General features: G+C 40.2%; 20 protein-coding genes and 2 tRNA genes. 4 read left to right on the forward strand and 18 right to left on the reverse strand.

The features are described from left to right. Positions 1-128: 128 nt before the first annotated feature. From B7700_RS08620 to B7700_RS08635, 3 genes are all read left to right on the forward strand, one after another. Positions 129-1,106, forward strand: a complete 978-nt coding sequence (locus B7700_RS08620; RefSeq protein WP_084888341.1) for a Gfo/Idh/MocA family protein — start codon at positions 129-131, stop codon at positions 1,104-1,106. Beyond that, a complete protein-coding gene (locus B7700_RS08625) occupies positions 1,103-2,185 on the forward strand; it encodes a DEAD/DEAH box helicase (RefSeq protein WP_084888342.1) in 1,083 nt (360 codons plus the stop codon). Before B7700_RS08620 ends, B7700_RS08625 begins: the two co-directional genes overlap by 4 nt. Positions 2,186-2,720: 535 nt before the next feature. Then, entirely contained in the window at positions 2,721-3,101 is a 381-nt protein-coding gene (locus B7700_RS08635; RefSeq protein WP_225306550.1) for a hypothetical protein, read from the forward strand. A 318-nt stretch (positions 3,102-3,419) separates the two neighbouring features. Here the strand turns inward: B7700_RS08635 and tuf are convergent, their stop codons facing one another. Together tuf and B7700_RS08645 are read right to left on the reverse strand one after the other, a co-directional pair. Then, positions 3,420-4,616, reverse strand: a complete 1,197-nt coding sequence (gene tuf, locus B7700_RS08640) for an elongation factor Tu (protein WP_001040726.1) — start codon at positions 4,614-4,616, stop codon at positions 3,420-3,422. 206 nt (positions 4,617-4,822) lie between these two features. Continuing rightward, the gene (locus tag B7700_RS08645; RefSeq protein WP_084888344.1) at positions 4,823-5,932 is read right to left on the reverse strand and encodes an AI-2E family transporter; all 1,110 of its coding nucleotides are present in this window, start codon (positions 5,930-5,932) and stop codon (positions 4,823-4,825) included. A 102-nt stretch (positions 5,933-6,034) separates the two neighbouring features. On the opposite strand from B7700_RS08645, the gene pbp3 reads away from it, so the two are divergent. Further along, entirely contained in the window at positions 6,035-7,276 is a 1,242-nt protein-coding gene (gene pbp3, locus B7700_RS08650; protein WP_084888346.1) for a D-alanyl-D-alanine carboxypeptidase PBP3, read from the forward strand. Between the two features lie 36 nt (positions 7,277-7,312). Here the strand turns inward: pbp3 and B7700_RS08655 are convergent, their stop codons facing one another. The 16 genes from B7700_RS08655 to parC all read right to left on the reverse strand — a co-directional run bounded on the left by B7700_RS08655 (position 7,313) and on the right by parC (position 23,229). Then, positions 7,313-7,882 carry a hypothetical protein gene (locus B7700_RS08655; RefSeq protein WP_084888845.1) on the reverse strand — a complete coding sequence of 190 codons (570 nt, stop codon included), beginning with the start codon at positions 7,880-7,882 and terminating at the stop codon, positions 7,313-7,315. Between the two features lie 19 nt (positions 7,883-7,901). Further along, positions 7,902-9,314, reverse strand: a complete 1,413-nt coding sequence (sufB, locus tag B7700_RS08660) for a Fe-S cluster assembly protein SufB (protein ID WP_000797054.1) — start codon at positions 9,312-9,314, stop codon at positions 7,902-7,904. A 57-nt stretch (positions 9,315-9,371) separates the two neighbouring features. Beyond that, on the reverse strand, positions 9,372-9,812 hold the full coding sequence (gene sufU, locus B7700_RS08665) for a Fe-S cluster assembly sulfur transfer protein SufU (protein ID WP_084888347.1): 441 nt from the start codon (positions 9,810-9,812) through the stop codon (positions 9,372-9,374). After that, positions 9,799-11,025, reverse strand: a complete 1,227-nt coding sequence (locus B7700_RS08670; RefSeq protein WP_084888349.1) for a cysteine desulfurase — start codon at positions 11,023-11,025, stop codon at positions 9,799-9,801. The genes sufU and B7700_RS08670 overlap by 14 nt, the downstream gene beginning before the upstream one ends. A gap of 10 nt (positions 11,026-11,035) precedes the next feature. Next, on the reverse strand, positions 11,036-12,298 hold the full coding sequence (gene sufD / locus B7700_RS08675) for a Fe-S cluster assembly protein SufD (RefSeq protein WP_084888351.1): 1,263 nt from the start codon (positions 12,296-12,298) through the stop codon (positions 11,036-11,038). A gap of 27 nt (positions 12,299-12,325) precedes the next feature. Next, positions 12,326-13,096: a Fe-S cluster assembly ATPase SufC gene (sufC, locus tag B7700_RS08680; protein WP_000114489.1), complete on the reverse strand. Its 771-nt coding sequence runs from the start codon at positions 13,094-13,096 to the stop codon at positions 12,326-12,328. A 150-nt stretch (positions 13,097-13,246) separates the two neighbouring features. Next, positions 13,247-13,441: a DUF3272 domain-containing protein gene (locus B7700_RS08685; protein WP_070842933.1), complete on the reverse strand. Its 195-nt coding sequence runs from the start codon at positions 13,439-13,441 to the stop codon at positions 13,247-13,249. 27 nt (positions 13,442-13,468) lie between these two features. After that, on the reverse strand, positions 13,469-15,124 hold the full coding sequence (dnaX, locus tag B7700_RS08690; RefSeq protein ID WP_084888353.1) for a DNA polymerase III subunit gamma/tau: 1,656 nt from the start codon (positions 15,122-15,124) through the stop codon (positions 13,469-13,471). Next, on the reverse strand, positions 15,124-15,621 hold the full coding sequence (locus B7700_RS08695; protein WP_084888354.1) for a GAF domain-containing protein: 498 nt from the start codon (positions 15,619-15,621) through the stop codon (positions 15,124-15,126). Before B7700_RS08695 ends, dnaX begins: the two co-directional genes overlap by 1 nt. An 85-nt stretch (positions 15,622-15,706) precedes the next feature. After that, positions 15,707-16,909, reverse strand: a complete 1,203-nt coding sequence (gene rpsA / locus B7700_RS08700) for a 30S ribosomal protein S1 (protein ID WP_001001631.1) — start codon at positions 16,907-16,909, stop codon at positions 15,707-15,709. Positions 16,910-17,070: 161 nt separating this feature from the next. Continuing rightward, positions 17,071-17,142: transfer RNA gene (locus tag B7700_RS08705), tRNA-Gln, on the reverse strand. A gap of 9 nt (positions 17,143-17,151) precedes the next feature. After that, positions 17,152-17,232 (reverse strand) — tRNA-Tyr (locus B7700_RS08710). Positions 17,233-17,281: 49 nt separating this feature from the next. After that, positions 17,282-17,512: a DUF2969 domain-containing protein gene (locus B7700_RS08715; RefSeq protein WP_000037113.1), complete on the reverse strand. Its 231-nt coding sequence runs from the start codon at positions 17,510-17,512 to the stop codon at positions 17,282-17,284. A gap of 98 nt (positions 17,513-17,610) precedes the next feature. Beyond that, positions 17,611-19,578 (reverse strand): peptide ABC transporter substrate-binding protein, encoded by a 1,968-nt coding sequence (locus B7700_RS08720; protein WP_084888356.1) that lies wholly within the window; start codon positions 19,576-19,578, stop codon positions 17,611-17,613. A 22-nt stretch (positions 19,579-19,600) separates the two neighbouring features. Beyond that, positions 19,601-20,623 (reverse strand): branched-chain amino acid aminotransferase, encoded by a 1,023-nt coding sequence (locus B7700_RS08725; protein ID WP_049491531.1) that lies wholly within the window; start codon positions 20,621-20,623, stop codon positions 19,601-19,603. Positions 20,624-20,757: 134 nt separating this feature from the next. Then, positions 20,758-23,229: a DNA topoisomerase IV subunit A gene (parC, locus tag B7700_RS08730; RefSeq protein WP_084888358.1), complete on the reverse strand. Its 2,472-nt coding sequence runs from the start codon at positions 23,227-23,229 to the stop codon at positions 20,758-20,760. Between the last annotated feature and the right edge of the window lie 384 nt (positions 23,230-23,613).

The following is a 23,613-nucleotide window of genomic DNA, read 5'->3' on the forward strand; positions in this document are numbered from 1 at the left end:
CTCATTATTGTACCACTTTCTTTGGAAAAGACCTAGTAGCTTATTTGAAATTTTTTACCCTCTGTTGGATAGTCCCGTCTATCTATGTTATAATGAAAGAAGGATTTGAAATCGGAAAAGGAGTATCTATGATTAAATTAGGTGTCATCGGAACTGGCGCAATCAGCCACCACTTCATAGAAGCAGCCCATACCAGCGGAGAATACCAGCTGGTCGCAGTCTATTCTAGAAAACTAGAAACTGCGGCAACCTTTGCTTCTCGCTATCAGGATATCCAACTCTTTGATCAATTAGAGGACTTCTTCAAGAGCTCTTTTGATGTAGTCTATATTGCCAGTCCAAACTCCTTACATTTTGCTCAGGCACAATCTGCCTTGTCTGCTGGTAAACATGTTATTCTTGAAAAGCCAGCTGTCACTCAGCCACAAGAATGGCTGGATTTGATTCATATAGCTGAGAAAAATAATTGTTTTATCTTTGAAGCAGCTCGTAATTATCATGAAAAAGCTTTCACTACTATTAAAAACTTTTTAGCAGACAAGCAAATCTTAGGAGCTGATTTCAATTATGCCAAATACTCTTCCAAGATGCCGGACTTGTTGGCTGGTCAGACACCAAATGTCTTTTCAGACCGTTTTGCCGGTGGGTCCCTTATGGACTTGGGGATTTATCCCCTCTACGCTACCGTTCGTCTCTTTGGAAAAGCTAAGGATGCAACCTATCAGGCTCAACAGCTTAACAATAGCATTGACCTAAATGGTGATGGTATCCTCTTCTACCCAGACTTTCAAGTTCATATCAAGGCCGGGAAAAACATCACTTCCAATCTCCCTTGCGAGATTTATACGACAGATGGAACCCTGACGCTCAACTCAATTGAGCATGTTCGCTCGGCTATTTTTACCGACCATCAAGGCAATCAAGTCCAACTCCCTATCCAACAGGCTCCTCATACGATGACTGAGGAAGTTGCTGCATTTGCACACATGATCCAGCAACCAGATCTGAATCTCTACCAAACTTGGCTGGAAGATGCAAGTTCAGTTCATGAGCTACTATATACTATGCGCCAGACTGCTGGCATTAGATTTGAGGCAGAAAAATGAAAAACAAACTACCGACTGAATGGCAAGAACTGAGTGACCAACTCGGTTTCCAAGAATTCACTCCCATTCAAACCCAACTATTTGAGCCCCTTCTTGCTGGAGAAAACCTCCTAGGAGTGAGCCCAACAGGAACTGGTAAGACCCTAGCTTACCTTCTACCAAGTCTTCTCAGACTACAAAAGAAAAAAGCCCAACAACTCTTGATTCTAGCACCAAATACTGAGCTTGCTGGACAGATTTTTGATGTATGTAAAACGTGGGCTGAAGCTATCGGCTTAACTGCCCAACTCTTCTTATCAGGTTCGAGTCAGAAACGCCAGATTGAACGCCTAAAAAAAGGACCAGAAATTCTAATTGGAACCCCTGGCCGTATCTTTGAACTAATTAAATTGAAAAAAATCAAGATGATGAATGTGGAAACCATCATCCTGGATGAATTCGACCAATTGCTAGATGATTCTCAGATTCGCTTTGTCGAGAAAATCACTCACTACGCACCGCGTGACCACCAACTCGTCTACATGAGTGCGACGACCAAGTTTGACCAAGAAAAGATTGCTCCTAACACACGTACCATTGATCTTTCTGACCAAAAATTGGACAACATCCAACACTTCTACATGCAGGTAGATCAACGTCACCGAGTGGATATGCTACGAAAACTGGCTCATGTAGAAGATTTCCGCGGTCTGGTCTTTTTTAACAGCCTATCAGACCTTGGAAGTGCAGAGGAAAAATTACAGTATCGTGATATCCTAGCTGTTTCTCTAGCTAGTGATGTCAACGTCAAGTTCAGAAAAGTCATTTTAGAGAAATTCAAGGACAAGCAACTAACTCTGCTTCTTGCAACTGACCTTCTGGCACGTGGAATTGATATCGATAGCCTAGAATGTGTCGTAAACTTTGATGTTCCTAGAGATATTGAAACCTACACTCACCGTGCTGGCCGTACTGGCCGTATGGGCAAGGAAGGTTATGTTATCACTCTCGTCACTCATCAAGAAGAACTTAAAAAACTTAAGAAGTTTGCAAGTGTACGAGAAATTGTCCTAAAAAATCAAGAACTCTATGTAAAATAAAGCCCTCATTGAGGCTGGGCAAAAAGTCTTTAAAATCAAAAACGCATAATATCAGGTATTGAACCTTGATATTATGCGTTTTATTGTGGGAAATTTTACTTCATTTTCTCCTAAAATTGAGTTTTTATCTAGCCTCTTTTTTGTAAAACTACATAAGATTCGTAGTAAAAAAACTCTCCAACTATTTTATTATACCATATAAATTAATAAATAAATAGACTTGTTTTTTTATTTTTTTGACGTATACTAATAATAGAAAACGCTTAAAATTAAATAAAAGGAGATTTTATGAGGAAAGTAAATAAGGACATTTTATTCTTAACCGGAATCATAGTTTTATGTTTTGGTTTTTTATTATTTCACATCAACCCCTATTATGCTGGACCCGATGAGACACTGAAAGGAAGAATAAATTTATTCTTTTGGCAGCTATATTGGAGACCTATAGGAACTCTCAGTATCCTTTCGGGTTGCATTATGACTTTCAAAGGATTGAAAAAATAATCTTTTGATCATGAAGAATAGACATTTTTTTATGATTAAATTGAAATTATTGTTTTTCTCTGTTCTATCAAATCTATTTTTCTTAATCACAACATCTACGGTTTTTGCTGATGTCTATCCTTGCACAAATTATGAAATTGTATCTAATCGTGTTGTAAAAGATATCAACACAGGAGAGTTATTGTCATTTTATACGACTGAACTTAGAGACGCCTATTTAGAGTCTAAATCTACGTATCAGACTCGTTCTAATGCAACTGGTGTTGCAGACTATAGAACTAGCTCCTCTCACTCTTATAAGAGCAGCGCTACATCAGGATTTCTAAGTTCAACTGCTTATGGTGGAAAAGCTGGAGCTACCCTAACTTTAAGTGCAGCTGTTAGCTTTTCTGCTCCTGAGTCTGGATTTTGACTTAGTTTAAATCACTCAGTATCCCATAACGTACCACCCTACACTTATGGTTACATCAGGCTAAAAGCATCTTACATAGTAAATGTTCGTAAACTAGAAGTTAGATACTTAGGAACTAACAAATGGGTTCCAGCTGGTGAAACCTCTACTATATCGAATGTTAGTGTTTGGAGCGAACTAGTCACTTGAAAATAACTTATTAGATGGATCTGGACTTTATCAGGTCTATCTTTTTATTTTTTTAAAAAAAGAACCTTGCAAAGCAAGATTCTTTTAGTGTCTGACTTAAATAATTGTTCTTCTGGGAACTAAATCGAATTAAGCTTCGATTTCTGTAACCATACCTGAACCAACAGTACGTCCACCCTCACGGATAGAGAATGTAGTACCTTGTTCTACGGCGATTGGGTGGATCAACTCAACGTCGATTGTCACGTTATCACCAGGCATTACCATTTCAGTACCTGCTGGAAGTTCGATTGAACCTGTAACGTCAGTAGTACGGAAGTAGAATTGTGGACGGTAGTTGTTGAAGAATGGAGTGTGACGTCCACCTTCTTCTTTAGTAAGGATGTAAACTTCACCTTTGAATTTAGTGTGTGGGTTGATTGAACCTGGTTTAGCGATAACTTGTCCACGTTCGATTTCGTCACGTTGAACACCACGAAGAAGTACACCTACGTTATCTCCGGCAAGACCTTCGTCAAGTTGTTTACGGAACATTTCAACACCAGTAACAACTGCTTTTTGAGTTTCTTCTTTGATACCAACGATTTCGATTTCGTCGTTGACTTTAACGATACCACGGTCGATACGTCCTGAAGCAACTGTACCACGTCCAGTGATTGAGAATACGTCTTCGACTGGAAGAAGCAATGGTTTGTCAGTGTCACGTTCTGGTTCTGGGATGTACTCATCAACTGTGTTCATCAATTCCATAACGATGTCTTCGTATTTAGTGTCACCTTCAAGGGCTTTAAGAGCTGAACCTTGGATAACTGGAAGATCGTCACCTGGGAAGTCGTATTCTGACAATAGGTCACGGATTTCCATTTCAACCAATTCAAGCAATTCTTCGTCGTCAACCAAGTCAACTTTGTTCATGAAGACGATAAGGTGTTTAACACCAACCTGACGTGAAAGAAGGATGTGCTCACGAGTTTGTGGCATTGGTCCGTCAGTTGAAGCTACTACAAGGATAGCTCCGTCCATTTGAGCGGCACCAGTGATCATGTTTTTAACGTAGTCCGCGTGTCCTGGAGCGTCGATGTGAGCGTAGTGACGTTTTTCAGTTTCGTACTCAACGTGCGCAGTGTTGATAGTGATACCGCGTTCGCGTTCTTCTGGAGCAGCATCGATAGACGCATAGTCTTTAGGTTGGTTAACTGATGAAGGCAAGCGACGTGCCAAAACAGTTGTGATAGCTGCAGTTAGGGTAGTTTTACCGTGGTCAACGTGTCCGATAGTACCAATGTTAACGTGTGGTTTACTACGATCGTATTTTTCTTTTGCCATTTGAGTAAAAGCCTCCAATAAAATATATTTTATAGATAGACAGTAGGCAATACAGTCTAACTTTCCTTACTATTTTATCAAATTTCAGCTAAATTGCAAGTGTTTTACAAAGTTTTTGTGAATTATTCTTAATCAACTAATTCTAAACGACACTTCTACTCCTATCACCTAGCTAAACAAAAAGAAAAATCAGGAATTCCTGACTTTTACTTAGCTAATTCTCTTTCTCGTTCTTTCATTATTTTATGATTTTCATACAAACGTGATAAAAACTTAGAAATTTCTTTTAAGATAGAATAGGTTGGTACTGCAACAATCATACCAATGACACCATAAATATTACTTGATAACAAAAGTAATACTAAAATCGTAATTGGATGGACTTTCATCACACCACCTACGATACGAGGGTAGAGAATATTTCCATCCACTTGTTGAATAATCAACATATAAACAACTGCAATCAGCATTCTATGGGGATCAGTAAAGACATTGGCGATAATCATCGGAATCAAACCAATACTTGGACCTACATAAGGAATGAGATTGGCTAATCCTGAAAAGATAGCGAAGACCAAAGCGTATTTCAAACCGATTACGCTATATCCGATAAAGGCCAAACAGCCAATAATAATCGCATCAATGGCAACTCCACTAATATATCGAGCGATTGTAGCATTCAAATTTTTTAAAAGACCTGTAATATGCAACTTATCTCGCTTTAAAACAGTACGTTCAAGCATCGGCAAGAATTTGTGACCATCTAACAAAAAATAAATTAAAAATACAGGGGTCATGATAATAATCAAAACAGTACTAAAGAGCGCAGATAGGACACTTCCAACACTATTGGTAACACTATTTAGAATATTTTGTAGAATATCTACATAGGAGAGATTTAACTGTTGAATAGTCGCTTGAATATCTAAATTTTGAAAGGCTGGATAAGTGGATAAATCGATAATCAAATCTTGCAGACGACTGTAGATTGTCTGACTTGTTGCTATCAAACTTGTCAACTGATTAATCAAAATCGGTAAGAGATAGACTACCCCAATAACTAGCCCCCAGACCAAGGCGCACAAGGTTAGTAGAATACCAATGATACGGTTAATTTTGAAATACTTTTGTAAAAAATTTACAATAGGATTGGTCAAATAATATAAAAAACCACCTAAAAGAAAGGGAATCATTATAGTGTTTGCAACGCTTACAAAAGGCGTCATAATCCCACCCATCTGTCTCCATAAATAAAAGATAATGGTTAATAGTAAAATCTCACTGGTCCAAAAAAATAATTTATTCTTACGAAACATGAGGTACCTCCATTTATCTATTTTACCACACTTTCAAAAAAGCTTCTTTCTTATATCATGAAACTGGGAATATTTTTTTCTTTATGATAGAATAAACTTACTATGAAAAAAATAATTTTAACTCTTTTAAGCCTTTCCGTTATTGGCTCAGCATCTACTGTTGCTGCCCAAGATTTTAATATTGCTGCTAAACATGCGATTGCTGTTGAGGCCAATACTGGCAAAATTCTCTATGAGAAAGATGCAACCCAGCCAGTTGAAATTGCTTCAATCACAAAGTTAATTACTGTTTATCTTGTCTATGAAGCCTTGGAAAACGGTAGTATTACACTATCAACTCCGGTAGATATCTCTGATTATCCATACAAATTAACTACAAATTCTGAAGCAAGTAATGTTCCTATGGAAGCTCGTAATTATACCGTCGAACAACTACTTGAAGCAACATTAGTATCCAGTGCTAACAGTGCAGCTATTGCCTTAGCAGAGAAAATTGCTGGCTCAGAGAAGGACTTTGTTGACATGATGCGAGCAAAACTCTTGGAATGGGGAATTCAGGATGCTACTGTTGTCAATACAACTGGTCTGAACAATGAGACTCTTGGGGATAACATTTACCCAGGCTCTAAAAAAGATGATGAAAACAAGCTCAGTGCTTATGATGTTGCTATTGTTGCTCGTAACCTCATCAAAAAATACCCACAAGTCTTGGAAATCACGAAAAAACCTTCTTCTACTTTTGCTGGAATGACAATCACTTCTACCAACTACATGTTAGAAGGTATGCCTGCTTATCGCGGTGGTTTTGATGGCCTTAAGACAGGAACAACAGACAAAGCTGGAGAATCTTTTGTTGGTACTACTGTCGAAAAAGGGATGAGGGTTATCACAGTTGTTTTAAATGCAGATCATCAAGATAATAATCCTTATGCTCGTTTTACAGCTACATCTTCCCTAATGGATTATATTTCTTCTACATTTACACTTCACAAAATCGTTCAACAAGGCGATGCCTATCAAGATAGTAAAGTCCCTGTACAAGATGGAAAAGAAGATACGGTAACTGCAGTGGCCCCAGAGGATATCTATCTAATTGAACGTAGTGGGAATCAATCTTCCCAATCTATTCAATTCACACCTGACTCTAAAGCAATCCTCGCACCACTTGAAGCTGGAACAGTGGTTGGCCATTTGACTTACGAAGACAAGGATTTGATTGGTCAAGGTTACATTACCACAGAACGTCCTAGTTTCGAAATGGTAGCAGAAAAGAAAGTTGAAAAAGCCTTCTTCTTAAAAGTTTGGTGGAATCAGTTTATCCGATTTATCAACGAGAAATTATAAAAAAATCGCGATTTTAAACCGCGATTTTTTTGTTTTTTAAATTTCATAATACGGAAACGGACGGTCACTATCTAAAGGACGATTTGGAATTTCTTGTTCCAAAATAGCATGCCAACCAGATACCAATTCTTCAAAAGTCAGTTGTGCTTCTGGAGAAGCTGTTGTCAGCTTCCGACCAAACCAAGCCATGGTTGCAGTTTCAAACTGAAGCATTGCGTATTCAATGACTGAAACCTTCGCTTCTTCGTAATTCTCATTTACTGCTCGAGCTACCTCTGGTGCTTGAGGAAGTAGTTGATTGCTAATCTTAGCGACAATACTTTCATCCATCTCTTTAAACGAAAGGAGCTGACCGTTTATTTGATAAAAGAGCTCAAAGGTTTCTTGATTATCCTTAAAATTAGCAAGAACAAAAGCACGTTCTACTGCCTCAGGACCACCAACAGCTTTTACAGCGTTTATCAAAAGAAGCTCTTCCGTTTGTCTCCAATAATCATCTGCTTCTTCTGCTAAATCATTTGTAAACGGTGGAACAATTTCCTCGGCAGGAATTTCACCTTTATTCGCTTTTTCAACATTACCAAATAATTTTTTTAAGAATCCCATTTGCTTCTCCTTTTTGGATTTATCCAACTGATCCTTCCATTTCATAGCTGATCAAGCGGTTCAGCTCAACAGCATATTCCATTGGAAGCTCTTTTGTAAATGGTTCTACAAATCCCATAACAATCATCTCAGTTGCTTCTGATTCTGACAAACCACGACTCATGAGGTAATAGAGTTGTTCCTCTGAAATCTTAGATACCTTGGCTTCGTGTTCCAAAGCAACTTGCGAGTTGTGGATTTCATTAAATGGAATGGTATCTGATGCTGACAAGTCATCCATGATAATGGTATCACACTCGATGTGAGAAACAGATTTTTTAGAGTTTTTGTTAAAGGTTACTTGTCCACGGTAGTCAACCTTTCCTCCGCCTTTAGCGATGGATTTAGACACGATAGACGAGCTTGTGTGCGGAGCGTTGTGAATCATCTTAGCACCAGTATCCTGGTGTTGCCCAGCATTGGCAAAGGCGATAGAGAGCATAGTACCACGCGCCCCTTCTCCATCTAGATAAACAGATGGATATTTCATGGTTGTTTTGGCACCCAAGTTTCCATCAATCCACTCAACAGTAGCATCTTTTTGAGCCTTAGCGCGTTTTGTAACCAAGTTATAGACGTTATCAGACCAGTTTTGGATGGTTGTATAACGCATATAAGCACCATCTAAGGCAAAGATTTCTACGATGGCAGCATGCAAGCTGTTACTTGAATAAGTTGGCGCTGTACATCCTTCTACATAATGGACACTTGCTCCTTCATCAACGATAATCAAGGTACGTTCGAACTGACCTGTATTTTCGTTATTGATACGGAAGTAGGTTTGAAGTGGAATATCTACCTTGACCCCTTTTGGTACGTAGATAAAGGTTCCACCTGACCACACTGCCGAGTTAAGAGCTGCCAACTTGTTATCAGTCGGCGGTACCAACTTGGCAAAGTATTGTTTAAACAAGTCAGGGTATTCCTTGAGGGCAGAATCCGTATCTGTAAAGATAATCCCCAATTTTTGGAACTCTTCCTTCATGTTGTGGTAAACCACTTCTGACTCGTACTGGGCAGAGGCACCGGCTAGATAAGCACGCTCAGCTTCCGGAATCCCAATACGTTCAAAGGTTTCTTTGATTTTTTCAGGAACCTCATCCCAAGAACGGGCTGGTTTATCAGATGGTTTTTGGTAGTAGATCAAGTCATCAAAATCAATCTCTGACAAGTCTGCTCCCCAAGTTTGCATGGGCATTTTTTTAAAGGTTTCATAAGACTTCAAACGGAATTCTAGCATCCACTCAGGTTCTCCCTTAGCAGCTGATAGTTCACGAATGACATCTTCATTCAATCCTTTTCCTGTCGATAGGACAGGCTCTACATCATCATGGAAACCAAATTTATATTCACCAAGATCAATTGGTTTTGGTTCTACTCTTTCTTCAGCCATAATATCCTTTCTTTCATTCTTTATTTCTACTGATTCATAAGACAAAAGAATCTTGCCTTACTTGTTTTCTTGATTTTCAATTGTTTTCTTGAGAGCGTTCCAAGCTAGGGTTGCACACTTGATTCGTTGAGGGAATTTTGCAACGCCTGATAAGAAGGCTGCGTCTCCAAGTTGGTCTTGACGCTCATCTTTTTGCCCTTGAACCATTTCAGAAAAAATAGTCGCAAGCTCTAAAATTTCTTGTTTGGTTTTTCCTAAAACTGCGTCCGTCATCATACTAGCAGATGCTGTAGAGATGGTGCAACCTGAATTTAGAAAAGCGATATCCTCCAAACGGTCATCTACATCAAACTTGACAGAGAGATTGATGACATCTCCACAGGTCGGATTGTTGAGACTGATTTGCTCAGCGTCTTCCAACTTCCCTTGGTGATGTGGATTTTTCGAATGGTCCGCTACCACTGCCATATAAAGGCTATCTAGTTTAGAAAGTGCCATTGAAAAACTCCTTTGTCTTTTGTAAGGCATCGACTAGCTTGTCGCAATCTGCCTTGGTATTGTAGATATAAAAACTTGCTCGGGCTGTTGCTGGAACTTCCAAATACTGGAGCAAAGGTTGAGCGCAATGATGACCTGCGCGAACAGCTACACCTTCATAATCCAAAGCAGTCGCAAGGTCGTGAGGATGAAGGTCGCCTAGGTTAAAGGCAATGACACCTGAACGTTTAGCCAAGTTCTGAGAACCGTAAATAGTCAATCCTTCAATCGCCTGCAGTTTTGGATATACGTATGCGATTAATTCCTGTTCATGAGCTTCAATAGCATCCATACCAATCTTTTCCAGATAATCCACTGCCGCAGCAAGTCCAATTGCACCTGCCATATTAGGAGTTCCAGCCTCAAATTTCCATGGCAATTCCTTCCAACTAGCAGATTGCTCATAGACGAAATCAATCATTTCGCCACCAAATTCAAGAGGTGACATTTGTTCCAGATACTTTTCTTTACCGTAAAGAACACCGATACCAGTCGGACCAGCCATCTTGTGACCTGAAAAGGCAAAGAAGTCCACATCCAAGTCCTGAACATCAATCTTCATATGAGGCGTAGATTGAGCACCATCCACCACCATGATGGCACCAACTTGGTGGGCCAATTGAGTAATTTCTTTGATTGGATTGATCACACCCAGGACATTTGAGGCGTGAGCAAGGGAGACAAACTTAACTTTATCAGTCAATTTAGCCCGCAAATCATCCATATCCAGAGCTCCATTCTTGAGATAGACATAGACAAGCTCTGCCCCAGTCTTGCGGCAGGCTTCCTGCCATGGAATGATATTGGAATGGTGTTCCATGACAGAAATCAAAACCTGGTCTCCCTCAGTCAAGACTTCCTCAGCATAACGCGCCACCCAGTTGAGACTGGTTGTCGTTCCTCTAGTAAAGAGAACTTCCTTTGTAGATCCTGCATTGATAAACTTACGAATGGTTTCACGAGCCGCCTCATAAGAAGCTGTCGCCCTTTCTGCCAAGGTATGAACCCCACGATGAACATTGGCATTGTCCTGCTCATAATAGCGGTTAATCGTTCCCAGAACTGCTAGTGGTTTTTGTGTCGTCGCGGCATTGTCCAAATAAACCAATGGTTCATCATTAACAATCTGGTCTAAAATTGGAAAATCCTTGCGAATCACTTCTACATCTAACATAGGCTACCCCTTAGCGTTTTGACAATTTTTCTTCGATAGTTGCAATCATTTCATCACGAACTTCCTTGACTGGAATCTCAACGATAACGGAGCCAAGGAAACCACGGACAACCAAACGTTCTGCAGTTGCCTTGTCCAAACCACGGCTCATGAGGTAGTACATGTCTTCTGGATCCACCTGACCGATAGAAGCCGCGTGTCCTGCAGTAACGTCATTTTCATCAATCAAAAGGATTGGATTGGCATCTGAACGCGCTTGGTCTGAAAGCATAAGAACACGGCTCTCTTGTTGGGCATCTGCTCCCTTAGCACCCTTGATAATGTGGCCAATACCATTGAAGGTCAAGGTTGCTTTTTCAAGAATAACCCCATGTTGAAGGATATTTCCGATTGAGTTGCAGCCATAGTTAGTCACTCGAGTATCAATCCCTTGCACTTGACGGCCACTTGAAAGAGCTACAACCTTGAGATCTGCATGGCTACCATTTCCAATCAAGTCGCTATCAAAGTCAGCAACGACGTTTCCTTCGTTCATGACACCGATTGCCCAGTCAATGCTTGCATTGTTGCCTAATTTACCACGACGGCTAATGTAAGCAGTGACGTTTTCACCTAGACGGTCGATAGCCGCAAACTTCACTTGCGCACCAGAACGTGCAATCACTTCCACTGTGATATTGGCAGTTGCTTTGGCACTTCCTTCACCACGTGACTCTAAACGCTCCAAATAACTAATCTTAGAATTTTTACCAGCGATAATCATAATATGCTTGTTAAACGGCACATCGCTATCGCTGTCTTGATAGAAAATTCCTTCGATTGGTTCAGCAATTTCCACGTTATCAGGAATATAGAGAACAGCACCACTATTGAAATAAGCTGTATGGTAGGCTGCCAACTTGTCATCGTCATACTTAACAGATGCCATGAAGAATTCTTCGATCAGCTCTGGAATTTCTTCTAAAGCTGAATGGAAGTCTGTGAAGACAACACCCTGTTCAGCTAACTCAACTGGAGTTTGCTCAAAAACAGTTTGAGTTCCTACTTGTACCAACTTCAAGTGATTATCTAGAGCTGTGAAATCTGGAACATTTGCTGATGGCTCACTTTCTGTAATCGTTCCATCACCAAGATTCCAACGGTGGAATTTGACACGCTCAATAACTGGTAATTCCAAAGTCTCAATCTTATCAAAAGCTTTTTGACGGAGGTCAGCCAACCAGCTTGGTTCAGCGTGCATTTCTGAAAAAAGTTTAATATTTTCTTTAGTCATTTACTTCTCCTAAAAGACACGAGGGAATTACAATTCTTCCTTGTAGTCGTAGCCAAGTTCTTCAGCTAGTTTTGCGTATCCTTCACGTTCCAAACGTGCAGCCAATTCTGGACCACCTGAAAGGACAACACGCCCTTCCATCATCACGTGTACCACGTCTGGTGTGATGTAGTTCAAAAGACGTTGGTAGTGAGTGATAATCATAGCACCAAAGCCTTCACCACGCATGGCATTAACACCCTTAGAAACAACTTTAAGAGCGTCAATATCAAGACCAGAGTCAATCTCATCCAAAAGGGCAAATGTTGGCTCCAACATCAAAAGTTGAAGAATTTCATTTCGTTTTTTCTCACCACCAGAGAAACCTTCGTTGAGGTAACGCTCAGCCATTTCTTCTTTCATGTTGAGCAATTCCATCTTCTCGTCGAGTTTAGTGATAAACTCACGAACTGAAATCTTCTCATCGTCTTCTTTACCAGCATTCATGGCTGCACGAAGAAACTCAGCGTTAGTAATACCAGGAATTTCTGATGGGTATTGCATAGCAAGGAAAAGTCCCATACGCGCACGCTCGTCCACTTCCAACTCAAGGATGTTTACGCCATCAAACAAGACTTCACCTTTGGTAACTTCATAGTTTGGATTTCCCATGATAGCGGCAGAAAGAGTCGATTTACCAGTACCATTTGGTCCCATGATAGCGGCGATTTCTCCTGTTTTCAGGGTCAGGTTAACCCCTTTTAAAATTTCTTTTCCTTCAATCTCAACGTGAAGATCTTTGATCTCTAATACTGACATGATAATTCCTTTCTTTTTCAAGGCCTTTACAGTGCTTACTGGAAACATACTTGATTTCCCTAGAAAATACGGTAAAAGGTCAATAAATATACTTTTATAGTATAACAAAAAAAAGCCTAAAAGGCTTTGATTTTGTCTAGAAGCTGAGGACTAGTCTTTTCCTTTTAAATGCTGGTCAATGACATCTACAATCTTGCCCATCAAGTAACTTACTCGGAAATTTCTAAAGAGCAAAATGGCCCAAAAGGCTGCCATAATATAGCGACCAGTCATCCAGGCTTCATTGAAAAAATAGGTCTCAGCAGCTGTAAACAGCGCGATGGTAATAAATTGTTGTCTATTCATAAACTTATTGTATCATGAAATCTGTCTTTAGTCTTCCTCTACCTTCATTTTATCAGCCAAAAATTCAAATCCTTCTGGAATCAGGCTTTCTTCTGCTTCTTTTTCAGTTTGGGAAGATTTGGCTTTGGCTGAAAAGGCTGCGCGAACTTCTTTCCATTCCTCCATGGAAATGGCTAAAATCTCAGGTGAAAAACCTGCTGCCTGACTGAGGATATTGCCAAACATGGTGTTGAGATTGTCTCGTTTCATGGTTTGACCAGCATTGAAGTTAGACTCAAAAGCAAGAATAGCATGGTGTTCATTGGCCGCAACTGGTTGAGAACCAACTAGAAGAGCCTTGTCCGGCCCACCTAGACTTTCAATTACTTCTCCCCAGGCATTCTGCAAACGAATCAGATTTTGACGTGCTAAATCAGGATTTTCAACGGCCTCTTGTAGGATCGATTGAACTTTATTACGATCCACACGATAGATTGTCTTGCCTGCTGTTTGACGACTAGGAGCTGGATTTGTTGGCTTAGCTACAGTTCCCACATTTGCGAGTTCTTCTTTGAGACGGGCAACTTCCTGTCTCAATGCAGAAATTTCATGTTCAACTGCCCCAGAAAGAGCTGGTTCAGGCTTAATCTCTGCCAAACGGATAGTCATCATCTCAGCATAAATCTTGGGCTGTAAACTAGACTTAATATCTGCTAAGCTGACTGTTGCCAAACGAATCATTTCAAACAGATTTTCCTGAGGAAGTGCTAAATTCTCAACAAAGACTGGACTAGGATGAGTGTTTTCTCCCCCTGTTTGAACAATTAACAAATCTCTTAAATAGTGCAAAAGGTCGGTTACAAAACGAGTCATGCTCTTACCATTGTCAAAGAGAAGATTCAAGCAAGACAAAGCCTTGGGAACATCCTGTTGAGACAAGGCAGCCACATAATCATCCAAGGCTGATAGACTAATGGTGCCAGTAATTTCTTCAGAGATAGCAGTCGTCAGCTCGTTTCCCTGTGTCAAACTTAGGGCTTGATCCAAAATAGACAAGGCGTCCCGCATTCCACCTTCAGCCCGTCTGGCAATGATTTCCACAGCCTCTGGTTCAGAACTGATATTTTCTTTTTCTAAAATATAGTGGATATGTTCCTTAATATCCTGTGTCTTAATCGATTTAAATTCAAAACGTTGCACACGGGATAGAATAGTGGCAGGAATCTTGTGCAATTCAGTAGTGGCCAAAATAAAGACCACATTCTGTGTTGGCTCTTCCAGCGTCTTTAGGAGGGCATTAAAAGCTCCTGTAGACAGCATGTGAACCTCATCTATGATATAAACCTTATAACGAGCAAGGCTAGGCGCATAGGTAGATTTATCACGGATTTCACGAATTTCATCAACCCCATTATTAGAGGCCGCATCCATTTCAATGACATCTTCTAAACTACCGTCCGTCACTGCCTGACAGATATAGCAGTTATTACATGGTTCTCCACCCACTTGATTGGGACAATTCATAGCCTTGGCAAAAATCTTGGCTACACTGGTTTTTCCCGTTCCCCGTGGACCAGAAAAAAGATAAGCATGACTTATTTTCTCTTGCTCCACTGCTTGTTTAAGAGTCTTAGCCACAACTTCCTGTCCAACCAACTGGGAGAAGTTTTGACTTCTATATTTTCGATAAAGTGCTTGATACATTAGGCTTTCTCCTCAAACATTGTAAAGTCCCATTCTGTCATTTCAAGCAAAATAGCGACAAATTGTTCCAAATAATCTCGATCCATAGCATCATAATCATCAATCTCTGAAGAATCAAGATCTAGAACTCCAAGTAATTGACCATTCTTAACCATCGGAACAACAATTTCACTTTTAGCTCGACTATCACAAGAAATATAGTTGGGATAAGTCGTTACATCTCCAACAACAACGGTTTCCTGAAAATGAGCTGCCTCACCACAAACACCCTTGCCTAGCGCAATACGGATGCAGGAAACACCACCTTGGAAGGGACCTAAAACCAATTCCTTTCCATCGAATAAATAAAAGCCTGCAAATACAGTATTAGGAAAGTGCGATTTTAAAAGAGCACTGGCGTTGGAAAGATTAGCCAAAACATTGTTTTCGCCTTCCAATAAAAAAGAGAGCTCCTCATTTAACATTTGATAACGTGATTTTTTTTCTGATTCTAACATAGGACTATTATATCAAAAAAGGCTTACAGACAAAAGAAAAATCCCTTGTTTAGTAAACAAAGGATTTTGTGAATTTTCAATTTGATTAAAGTTCGATATCACCGAACAAGTCAGCCATTGAGAATCCTGTTTGTGTTTCTGGAAGTTCGAAATCACGTTTTTCTTGACGTTTTGGACGACGTGGACGAGCAGCACGTTTTTCTTCTTTTTGTCCTTCTTCTTGAGCTGGACGCTCTTCAAGAGCTTTGATAGAAAGTGATACGCGCTCTGCATCTGCGTTAACTTCAAGAACTTTAACTTGAACTTCTTGACCAACTTTAAGAGCTTCTTTTGGATTTTCAATACGTTTGTGTGAAATTTGTGATACGTGAACAAGTCCATCGATACCTGGCAATACTTCAACAAATGCACCGAAGTCAGTCAAACGTTTAACTGTTCCTTCTACTACATCACCTTTAGCCAATTTTTGCTCAACGCCATCCCATGGTCCAGGTGTTGTTGCTTTAAGTGAAAGTGATACGCGTCCTTCTTCTTCGTTAAGATCAAGGATTTTCACTTCAATTTCTTCACCAACAGTTACAACTGATTTTGGTGATACGTTACGTTCGTGTGACAATTCAGTCAAGTGAACCAATCCGTCAACACCACCAAGGTCGATGAAAGCACCGAAGCTTGTGATACGTGCAACTTTACCAGTTACAACATCACCAACAGCCAATTTACCGAATACTTCAGCACGAGCTGCTGCAGTAGCTGCTTCAACAACTTCACGACGTGAAAGGATGAAGCGGTTTTCTTTAGCGTCAACTTCTTTGATTTTAGCATCAAATTCTTGACCTACAAAACGCTCAGTGTTACGTACGAAACGAGTATCCAACATTGAAGCTGGGATGAATCCACGAACACCTTCAAATTCTACTGAAAGTCCACCTTTAACGGCACGAGTTCCTTTAACAGTAACAACTTCTTCTTCACGACCAACAAGTTTGTCCCATGCTTTGCGAGCTTCAAGGCGTTTTTTAGATACAAGGTATGTAACTGTATCAGTATCTTTACCAACTACTTGACGAAGTACAAGAACATCCAATACTTCTCCTACTTTAACAAAGTCATTGATATCTGCATCGCGATCGTTTGTCAATTCGCGAAGAGTCAAGACACCTTCAACACCAGTTCCAGAGATTGCAACGTTAGCTTGAGTCGCATCAACTGTCAATACTTCAGCACTAACAACATCACCAGTCTCAACTTGGCTAACGCTATTTAGCAAATCTTCAAATTCGTTCATCTAAAAAATCCTCCAACAATCAAGTTCTTCTTAAACTTGACATACTTATAATTTTTTTCCTAAGCACCTGCAAGGACATGTTCATATCGTTCACGTCTTTCAATTATAAAAATAAAATACCCTAAGATATTTTGATTTTTATCTTGATTATTACCTAAGAACTGGGGTAGCTGGATTCGAACCAACGCATGAGGGAGTCAAAGTCCCTTGCCTTACCGCTTGGCTATACCCCATTGATGAAATGGAGAGAGAGGGATTCGAACCCCCGAACCCGAAGGAGCGGATTTACAGTCCGCCGCGTTTAGCCTCTTCGCTATCTCTCCTACAATCAACATGGACCATTATATCATGAAAATTTCAAAAAAACAAGACTTATTTTGCTAAATTATAATTTTCAATCAAAATTTCCACAGCTTTTTCCAATTTTTTATAAAAACTATCGACATTCCCATTCTTTATAATGGCAAATTGTCCATCTAATTCGGCAATTTCTCCGATAACTTTTTTACCGATAGTCAATGTATAACCTTCAAAACTGTCTTTTCCTACATTAACCTTGGCATCTGCTACTTGAATTTCAATTTTTTTATCTTTCTTACTCATTTCATACCTCTCTTCACTTTTTCTATTTTACAAGAAAATCCCAAAACTAGCAAGAAAAAACTCTATATCATTCCAAGTCTGATATAGAGTTTTCTGCTTTATTTAATGTGTTTTTCTAGTTCTTTTTGGTACTTACCGTTTGATTCCAATTTTTCTTTTTGCCATTTTTTCAGTGCTTCTTCATATTCTTTTGTTGTAACGATATCTTTTTGCAATTTCATTCCTTTAAAGATATATGGGTCACCCTTAATACCAACTTGTGAGTACGGTTTTGAGAATGGCACGACATTACTTACAACTGGAGAACCACCTGATGAAGCTGTTGGCATCAATAATGAACTATCTGTCAACCAAGCTTGAGCCTTGGCATATTTTTCATAGCGCTCTTCAAGATTTGTAGTTTCTGAATCGGCATCATCCAATAATTTCTTATACTGGTCCAAACCAAGTTTCGCTACGACATCCTTATCTTTCCCTTTAGTAATACCGAGGTGCTTCATGGCAGAACCTGATTTAGGATCCATGATATTCAAGTAAGATGCTGGGTCTTGATAACTTGGAGCCCATCCTGTACTGTTCAAATCATAGTCTTTTTGAGAAGGAACACGCGCTTGAGAAGTGATTGTTTCCTTTTCATTATCTGTCATTTGAAGAACATCGATGACAACATTTTCAGCACCAAGAGTTGATTCGATAGACTGTTTGAAAGAGTTGCTTTGTTGAACGGCGATAGTATCTGTTTGTTCAACTGGGACATCCAAGTGAATTGGGAAAGTTACCCCTTTAGATTCCAAGTCTTTCTTAGCTTTTTCGAACGCAGCTTTAGCCTTGTCAGGGTTGTAGATAGAATCCTTACCGTCAACTAGCTCAACACCTTTCCACTGGTCACCATAGTTCACCAACTCTGCTTGAGCGATTTGACCAAAGTTTTTCCCACCTGCTTGTACAAAGTTGTCAGGAACAAGGCTGTTACGAATAATCTTGTCCGCACCGTCTTCACCATTTAGCTGGGCAGCATAAGAGTGACGGTTGAAGGCAAAGTTGATAGCCTGACGGAAGTCCTTATTAAGCATAGCTTCTTTTGTAGAAGTCTTTTGTTCTTCACTTGTTTTCGCAGTTTTATTATATGACTGACGATTTACGTTAAAGGTGAAGTAATAACTACTTGAATCCTGTGGGCTATAAGTGATTTTATCTCCGTATTGTTCCAAAGTAGAAGCAAAGTTTGAGCTACTTGGGAAGAGACGAGCTGTCGTATAGGCACCAGAAGAGAAGCTACGAATCAACGATTCCTGATCAGAACCATCGTAGTAAGTCAATTTAATCTTCTCGATTTTTACCTTTTCTTTATCCCAGTAATTTGGGTTTTTCTCGTATTCAATCAACGATTTAGATGTCAAGGTCTTCAAGATATAAGGACCATTGTAGAGAATTCCTGCTGGAGTAACTGCTCCATAATCTTTACCTGATGCCTTCAAAAACTCTTCATTTACAGGCAACATCGTCGCTGTTGTGACTTTAGAGTTCCAGAAGCTTTCTGGTTTGTTTAGGGTATATTCAACTGTGTAATCGTCCAAGGCCTTGACACCAACTGTAGAGAAATCATTGGTCTCACCAGTCATATAGGCATCCAAGCCCTTGATTGAATTTTGGATGAGAGAAACACCGTCTGACTTGCCGTCAGCTACGTGTTTTAGTCCTGTCACAAAGTCATGGGCTGTTACTTCTGCGTATTCTTCACCTTCTGATGTATACCATTTAACTCCTTTACGAAGTTTATAGGTATAAGTCAAACCATCTTTGGACACAGACCAATCTTCAGCCAAGGAAGGAATAACATTTCCGTATTGGTCATTTTCCATCAATCCATCAACCACATTCCCGATGACATCTGTTGTAGATGTACGAGTCGCTACACTATAGTCCAAAGACGCTGGATCTACTGCATAGACATATGAAAATGTTGTCGGTGCATCTGCTTCTTTATCAGCTTTTCCACAAGCCACTAAAAGAGCTGTTGTGCTCAGGACCACTCCTGCTGTTAAGAGCCACTTTTTCGATTTCATAAAAAATCTCCTTTAGTTTATTTTAATCTACTTTTACAATCCAACCTTCTGGCGCTTCAATATCACCAAACTGAATTCCTGTCAACTCATCATAGAGTTTGCGAGTCACAGGACCTACTTCTGTTTCACTATAGAAAACATGGAAATCATCACCGTGCTGAATTCCACCAATTGGAGAAATCACTGCTGCTGTACCACAGGCACCTGCCTCTACAAAACGATCAAGCTTATCAATCGGAACATCCCCCTCAATAGGAGTTAAGCCCAAGCGATGTTCTGCCAAATAAAGCAAGGAATACTTGGTAATAGATGGCAAGATAGATGGACTCAATGGTGTTACAAATTCATTATCAGCTGTAATTCCAAAGAAGTTAGCTGATCCGACTTCTTCAATCTTTGTATGAGTTGATGGGTCTAGATAGATAACATCTGAGAAATGACGTGACTTGGCCAATTTCCCTGGTAAGAGACTGGCAGCATAGTTCCCACCAACCTTAGCCGCACCTGTACCATTTGGAGCGGCACGGTCGTATTCATCCTGAATCAAGAAATTGGTTGGGACCAAACCACCCTTAAAGTAATTTCCAACTGGCATGGCAAAGATGGTGAAAATATATTCTTCTGCTGGTTTAACCCCAATAATATCTCCGACACCAATCAAAAGAGGGCGAAGATATAAGGTTCCACCTGTTCCGTATGGTGGTACATATTCTTCATTCGCACGAACAACTGCTTTACAAGCTTCTACAAACATTTCTGTTGGAACTTGTGGCATCAAGAGACGGTCACATGTACGTTGCAGACGTTTGGCATTTTCATCAGGACGGAACAGTTGAATACTGCCATCCTTAGTACGATAAGCTTTCAAACCTTCAAATGCTTGTTGACCATAGTGAAGACTTGGAGAAGACTCTGAAATATGCAAAGTTGCATCCTCTGTAAGCTCTCCTTGATTCCATTGTCCATTTTTAAAATGAGCAATATAGCGATAAGGTAATTTCATATAGGAAAAACCGAGATTTTCCCAATCAATCGTTACTGTCATATTCCACTCCTTATTCTAAAAACCTATTTCTTTTATTCTACACTATTTTTATAAAATAGCAAGTATATTTTGTAATTTTCAGAAAATTTCTTCAATAAAAAGAACCAGCTCTTAAAACTGATTCTTCATTTCACTTATTTGGCTTCTGGAAATACTTCTTTAAGATAAGCGTCAAAAACTTCTTCATCTGAAATCGTGTCAGAGATGAAGCTACCGTTACTTGTGCGTTCTGACAGATTCAAGTCTTGTAGTCGACTTTCATAGATTGCACCTTTGTTAGATTGAACAATCAGAGTTTGATCGTTCCCGTCCACTTCTGTACTGAAGAGATCACCTACAGATCCTTGCTCTGCAACTGCTCCTGCTAAGAAGACACGATGCGGTTTGTTTTTCAACTCACGCAAAACTTGTAAACCACGTTTGGCACGGCTGGTTGCTGGAATTTCGTCAATAGAAACACGTTTCAAACTTCCACGTTGGGTCAAGAGGTAGAAGGATGAGGTGTTACAGATAAAGGCGGATTGGAGGACATCATCTGCTTTCAGGTTCATAGCTTTGACACCTGCAGCCTTAGCACCGACAACTGGAACCTCTTCGATATTGAAACGCAGGGCATAACCGTTTTGGCTAATCAAAAGAACATCATCTAGTTTAATCGGAGTCACTGCCACAATCTGGTCTGTCTCGTCTTTAAGCTTAGCATACTTGACAGACTTAGATTTATAGGTCCGCCATGGAGTGAACTCTTTTCGCTCTACACGCTTGATTTGACCGAGACGAGTCGCCGCAAAGTAGGTTGTCGCATCATCAAACTGATCCACGACTTCCACATAGAGGATTTCTTCGTTAGTTTCAAAGTTTGTGATGGTTTGGCTCAGATGCTCTCCGATATCCTTCCAGCGAATATCTGACAATTCATGGATTGGTCGATAAATGACATTTCCAAGTGTCGTGAACATCAAGAGATGCTGGGTTGTCTTAGCAGATTGAACAAAGATGAGACGGTCATCATCACGTTTGCCAATTTCTTCCAGAGTGGAAGCCGCAAAGGAACGTGGGCTGGTACGCTTGATGTAACCTGCCTTGGTCACGCTGACGTAGGTATCTTCCTCGGCGATCAGACTAGCTGTATCAATCTCAATTGCTTTCGCAGTGTCTTCTAAAGAACTCAAACGCGGTGTCGCGAACTTCTTCTTGACCTCACGAAGTTCTTTCTTCATGAGATTATACATAGTACGTTCGTCACCGATGATGGCCGCCAGCATGGCAATCTTCTCACGTAGTTCTGCTTCTTCTTCTTGCAAGACAACCACATCGGTATTGGTCAAACGGTACAGTTGCAAGGTTACGATAGCCTCAGCCTGCTCTTCAGTAAAATCATAACTGACCTTGAGGTTCTCTTTGGCATCAGCCTTGTTCTCAGAAGCACGGATAAGAGCAATGACTTCATCTAAAATAGAGATGACACGAATCAAACCTTCCACGATATGGAGACGTTTTTCAGCCTTTTCCTTGTCAAAGCGGGAACGTGCCAAAATCACTTCACGGCGGTGGGCAATATAGCTAGACAAGATTGGAACAATACCGACCTGACGAGGTGTGAAATTGTCAATCGCCACCATGTTAAAGTTGTAGTTGATTTGCAGGTCAGTGTATTTGAAAAGATAATTAAGAACAAGCTCCGTATTAGCGTCTTTCTTAAGTTCAATAGCGATACGAAGACCATCACGGTCAGACTCATCTCGCACCTCAGCAATACCAGCCACCTTATTATTGACACGAACATCATCGATTTTCTTAACTAGATTGGCCTTGTTGATTTCATAAGGAATCTCAGTAATAACGATTTGTTCCTTACCACCTTTTAACTTTTCAATCTCAGTCTTGGAACGAACAACTACGCGCCCTTTCCCAGTTTCATAGGCCTTCTTGATTTCATCACGACCCTGGATAATCCCTCCAGTCGGGAAGTCTGGTCCAGGCAAGAATTCCATCAACTTATCCACCTTGGCAGTTGGATGATCAATCATGTAGACTGTCGCATCGATAACTTCGGCCAAATTATGAGGTGGAATGTCCGTAGCATATCCAGCTGAAATCCCAGTCGAACCATTGACCAAAAGGTTGGGAAAGGCTGCTGGTAAGACCGTTGGTTCTTTCTCGGTATCATCAAAGTTCCAAGCAAAAGGAACTGTCTTTTTCTCGATATCCTGAAGAAGATAACCAGCAATCTCAGACAAGCGAGCCTCGGTATAACGCATAGCCGCAGGTGGATCTCCGTCCATAGAACCGTTGTTACCGTGCATTTCGACCAAAATCTCACGATTTTTCCAATCTTGTGACATACGGACCATGGCATCATAGATAGAAGAATCCCCGTGTGGGTGAAAATTCCCCATGATATTCCCGACAGACTTAGCAGACTTACGGTAGCTCTTGTCAAAGGTATTGCCATCCTTATTCATCGAATAAAGAATGCGACGCTGAACCGGCTTCAAGCCATCACGAATATCTGGCAAAGCCCGGTCTTGAATAATGTATTTGGAGTAGCGACCAAAGCGCTCTCCCATGATGTCCTCAAGGGACATGTTTTGAATGTTAGACATAAGATACAAGGGGACGATTCGGCTTGCCGAAAATTTCTATAGAAAAATAGGAAATCGATGCAGGGTTCGATGACCCCAAGGCGATTTATCTTTTTTCCTAAGAAAATAGTCCCGTGTTCAGTTACAATAAGTAACCAAACTATCCTTTCTGTAGTTTAATGTGTTTAAAATCTGTTGCTTCGGTTAGTAATAAGGAATTTTCACACAGCATTTAGGGCGTGTTCAACTCCTTTCAAAGAATGTAGAGTAGGTTTTTATAGAAGAAGGTGTTCAGTTATGATACAAGGGGACAATTCGGCTTGCCGAAAATTTCTATAGAAAAATAGGAAATCGATGCAGGGTTCGATGACCCCAAGGCGATTTATCTTTTTTCCTAAGAAAATA

Source organism: Streptococcus mitis (assembly GCF_002096755.1).
GTDB lineage: Bacteria > Bacillota > Bacilli > Lactobacillales > Streptococcaceae > Streptococcus > Streptococcus mitis_AC.

Excerpts from the sequence above, each read along its gene's own strand:
- B7700_RS08725 (WP_049491531.1), bottom strand. The coding sequence starts at position 20,623 with ATGACAGTAACGATTGATTGGGAAAATCTCGGTTTTTCCTATATGAAA.
- B7700_RS08720 (WP_084888356.1), bottom strand. The coding sequence starts at position 19,578 with ATGAAATCGAAAAAGTGGCTCTTAACAGCAGGAGTGGTCCTGAGCACA.
- B7700_RS08625 (WP_084888342.1), top strand. The coding sequence starts at position 1,103 with ATGAAAAACAAACTACCGACTGAATGGCAAGAACTGAGTGACCAACTC.
- B7700_RS08695 (WP_084888354.1), bottom strand. The coding sequence starts at position 15,621 with ATGTTAGAATCAGAAAAAAAATCACGTTATCAAATGTTAAATGAGGAG.
- B7700_RS08620 (WP_084888341.1), top strand. The coding sequence starts at position 129 with ATGATTAAATTAGGTGTCATCGGAACTGGCGCAATCAGCCACCACTTC.
- B7700_RS08715 (WP_000037113.1), bottom strand. The coding sequence starts at position 17,512 with ATGAGTAAGAAAGATAAAAAAATTGAAATTCAAGTAGCAGATGCCAAG.
- B7700_RS08655 (WP_084888845.1), bottom strand. The coding sequence starts at position 7,882 with ATGGGATTCTTAAAAAAATTATTTGGTAATGTTGAAAAAGCGAATAAA.
- dnaX (WP_084888353.1), bottom strand. The coding sequence starts at position 15,124 with ATGTATCAAGCACTTTATCGAAAATATAGAAGTCAAAACTTCTCCCAG.
- tuf (WP_001040726.1), bottom strand. The coding sequence starts at position 4,616 with ATGGCAAAAGAAAAATACGATCGTAGTAAACCACACGTTAACATTGGT.
- rpsA (WP_001001631.1), bottom strand. The coding sequence starts at position 16,909 with ATGAACGAATTTGAAGATTTGCTAAATAGCGTTAGCCAAGTTGAGACT.
- sufU (WP_084888347.1), bottom strand. The coding sequence starts at position 9,812 with ATGGCACTTTCTAAACTAGATAGCCTTTATATGGCAGTGGTAGCGGAC.
- B7700_RS08670 (WP_084888349.1), bottom strand. The coding sequence starts at position 11,025 with ATGTTAGATGTAGAAGTGATTCGCAAGGATTTTCCAATTTTAGACCAG.
- sufD (WP_084888351.1), bottom strand. The coding sequence starts at position 12,298 with ATGACTAAAGAAAATATTAAACTTTTTTCAGAAATGCACGCTGAACCA.
- pbp3 (WP_084888346.1), top strand. The coding sequence starts at position 6,035 with ATGAAAAAAATAATTTTAACTCTTTTAAGCCTTTCCGTTATTGGCTCA.
- B7700_RS08685 (WP_070842933.1), bottom strand. The coding sequence starts at position 13,441 with ATGAATAGACAACAATTTATTACCATCGCGCTGTTTACAGCTGCTGAG.
- sufC (WP_000114489.1), bottom strand. The coding sequence starts at position 13,096 with ATGTCAGTATTAGAGATCAAAGATCTTCACGTTGAGATTGAAGGAAAA.
- parC (WP_084888358.1), bottom strand. The coding sequence starts at position 23,229 with ATGTCTAACATTCAAAACATGTCCCTTGAGGACATCATGGGAGAGCGC.
- B7700_RS08635 (WP_225306550.1), top strand. The coding sequence starts at position 2,721 with ATGATTAAATTGAAATTATTGTTTTTCTCTGTTCTATCAAATCTATTT.
- sufB (WP_000797054.1), bottom strand. The coding sequence starts at position 9,314 with ATGGCTGAAGAAAGAGTAGAACCAAAACCAATTGATCTTGGTGAATAT.
- B7700_RS08645 (WP_084888344.1), bottom strand. The coding sequence starts at position 5,932 with ATGTTTCGTAAGAATAAATTATTTTTTTGGACCAGTGAGATTTTACTA.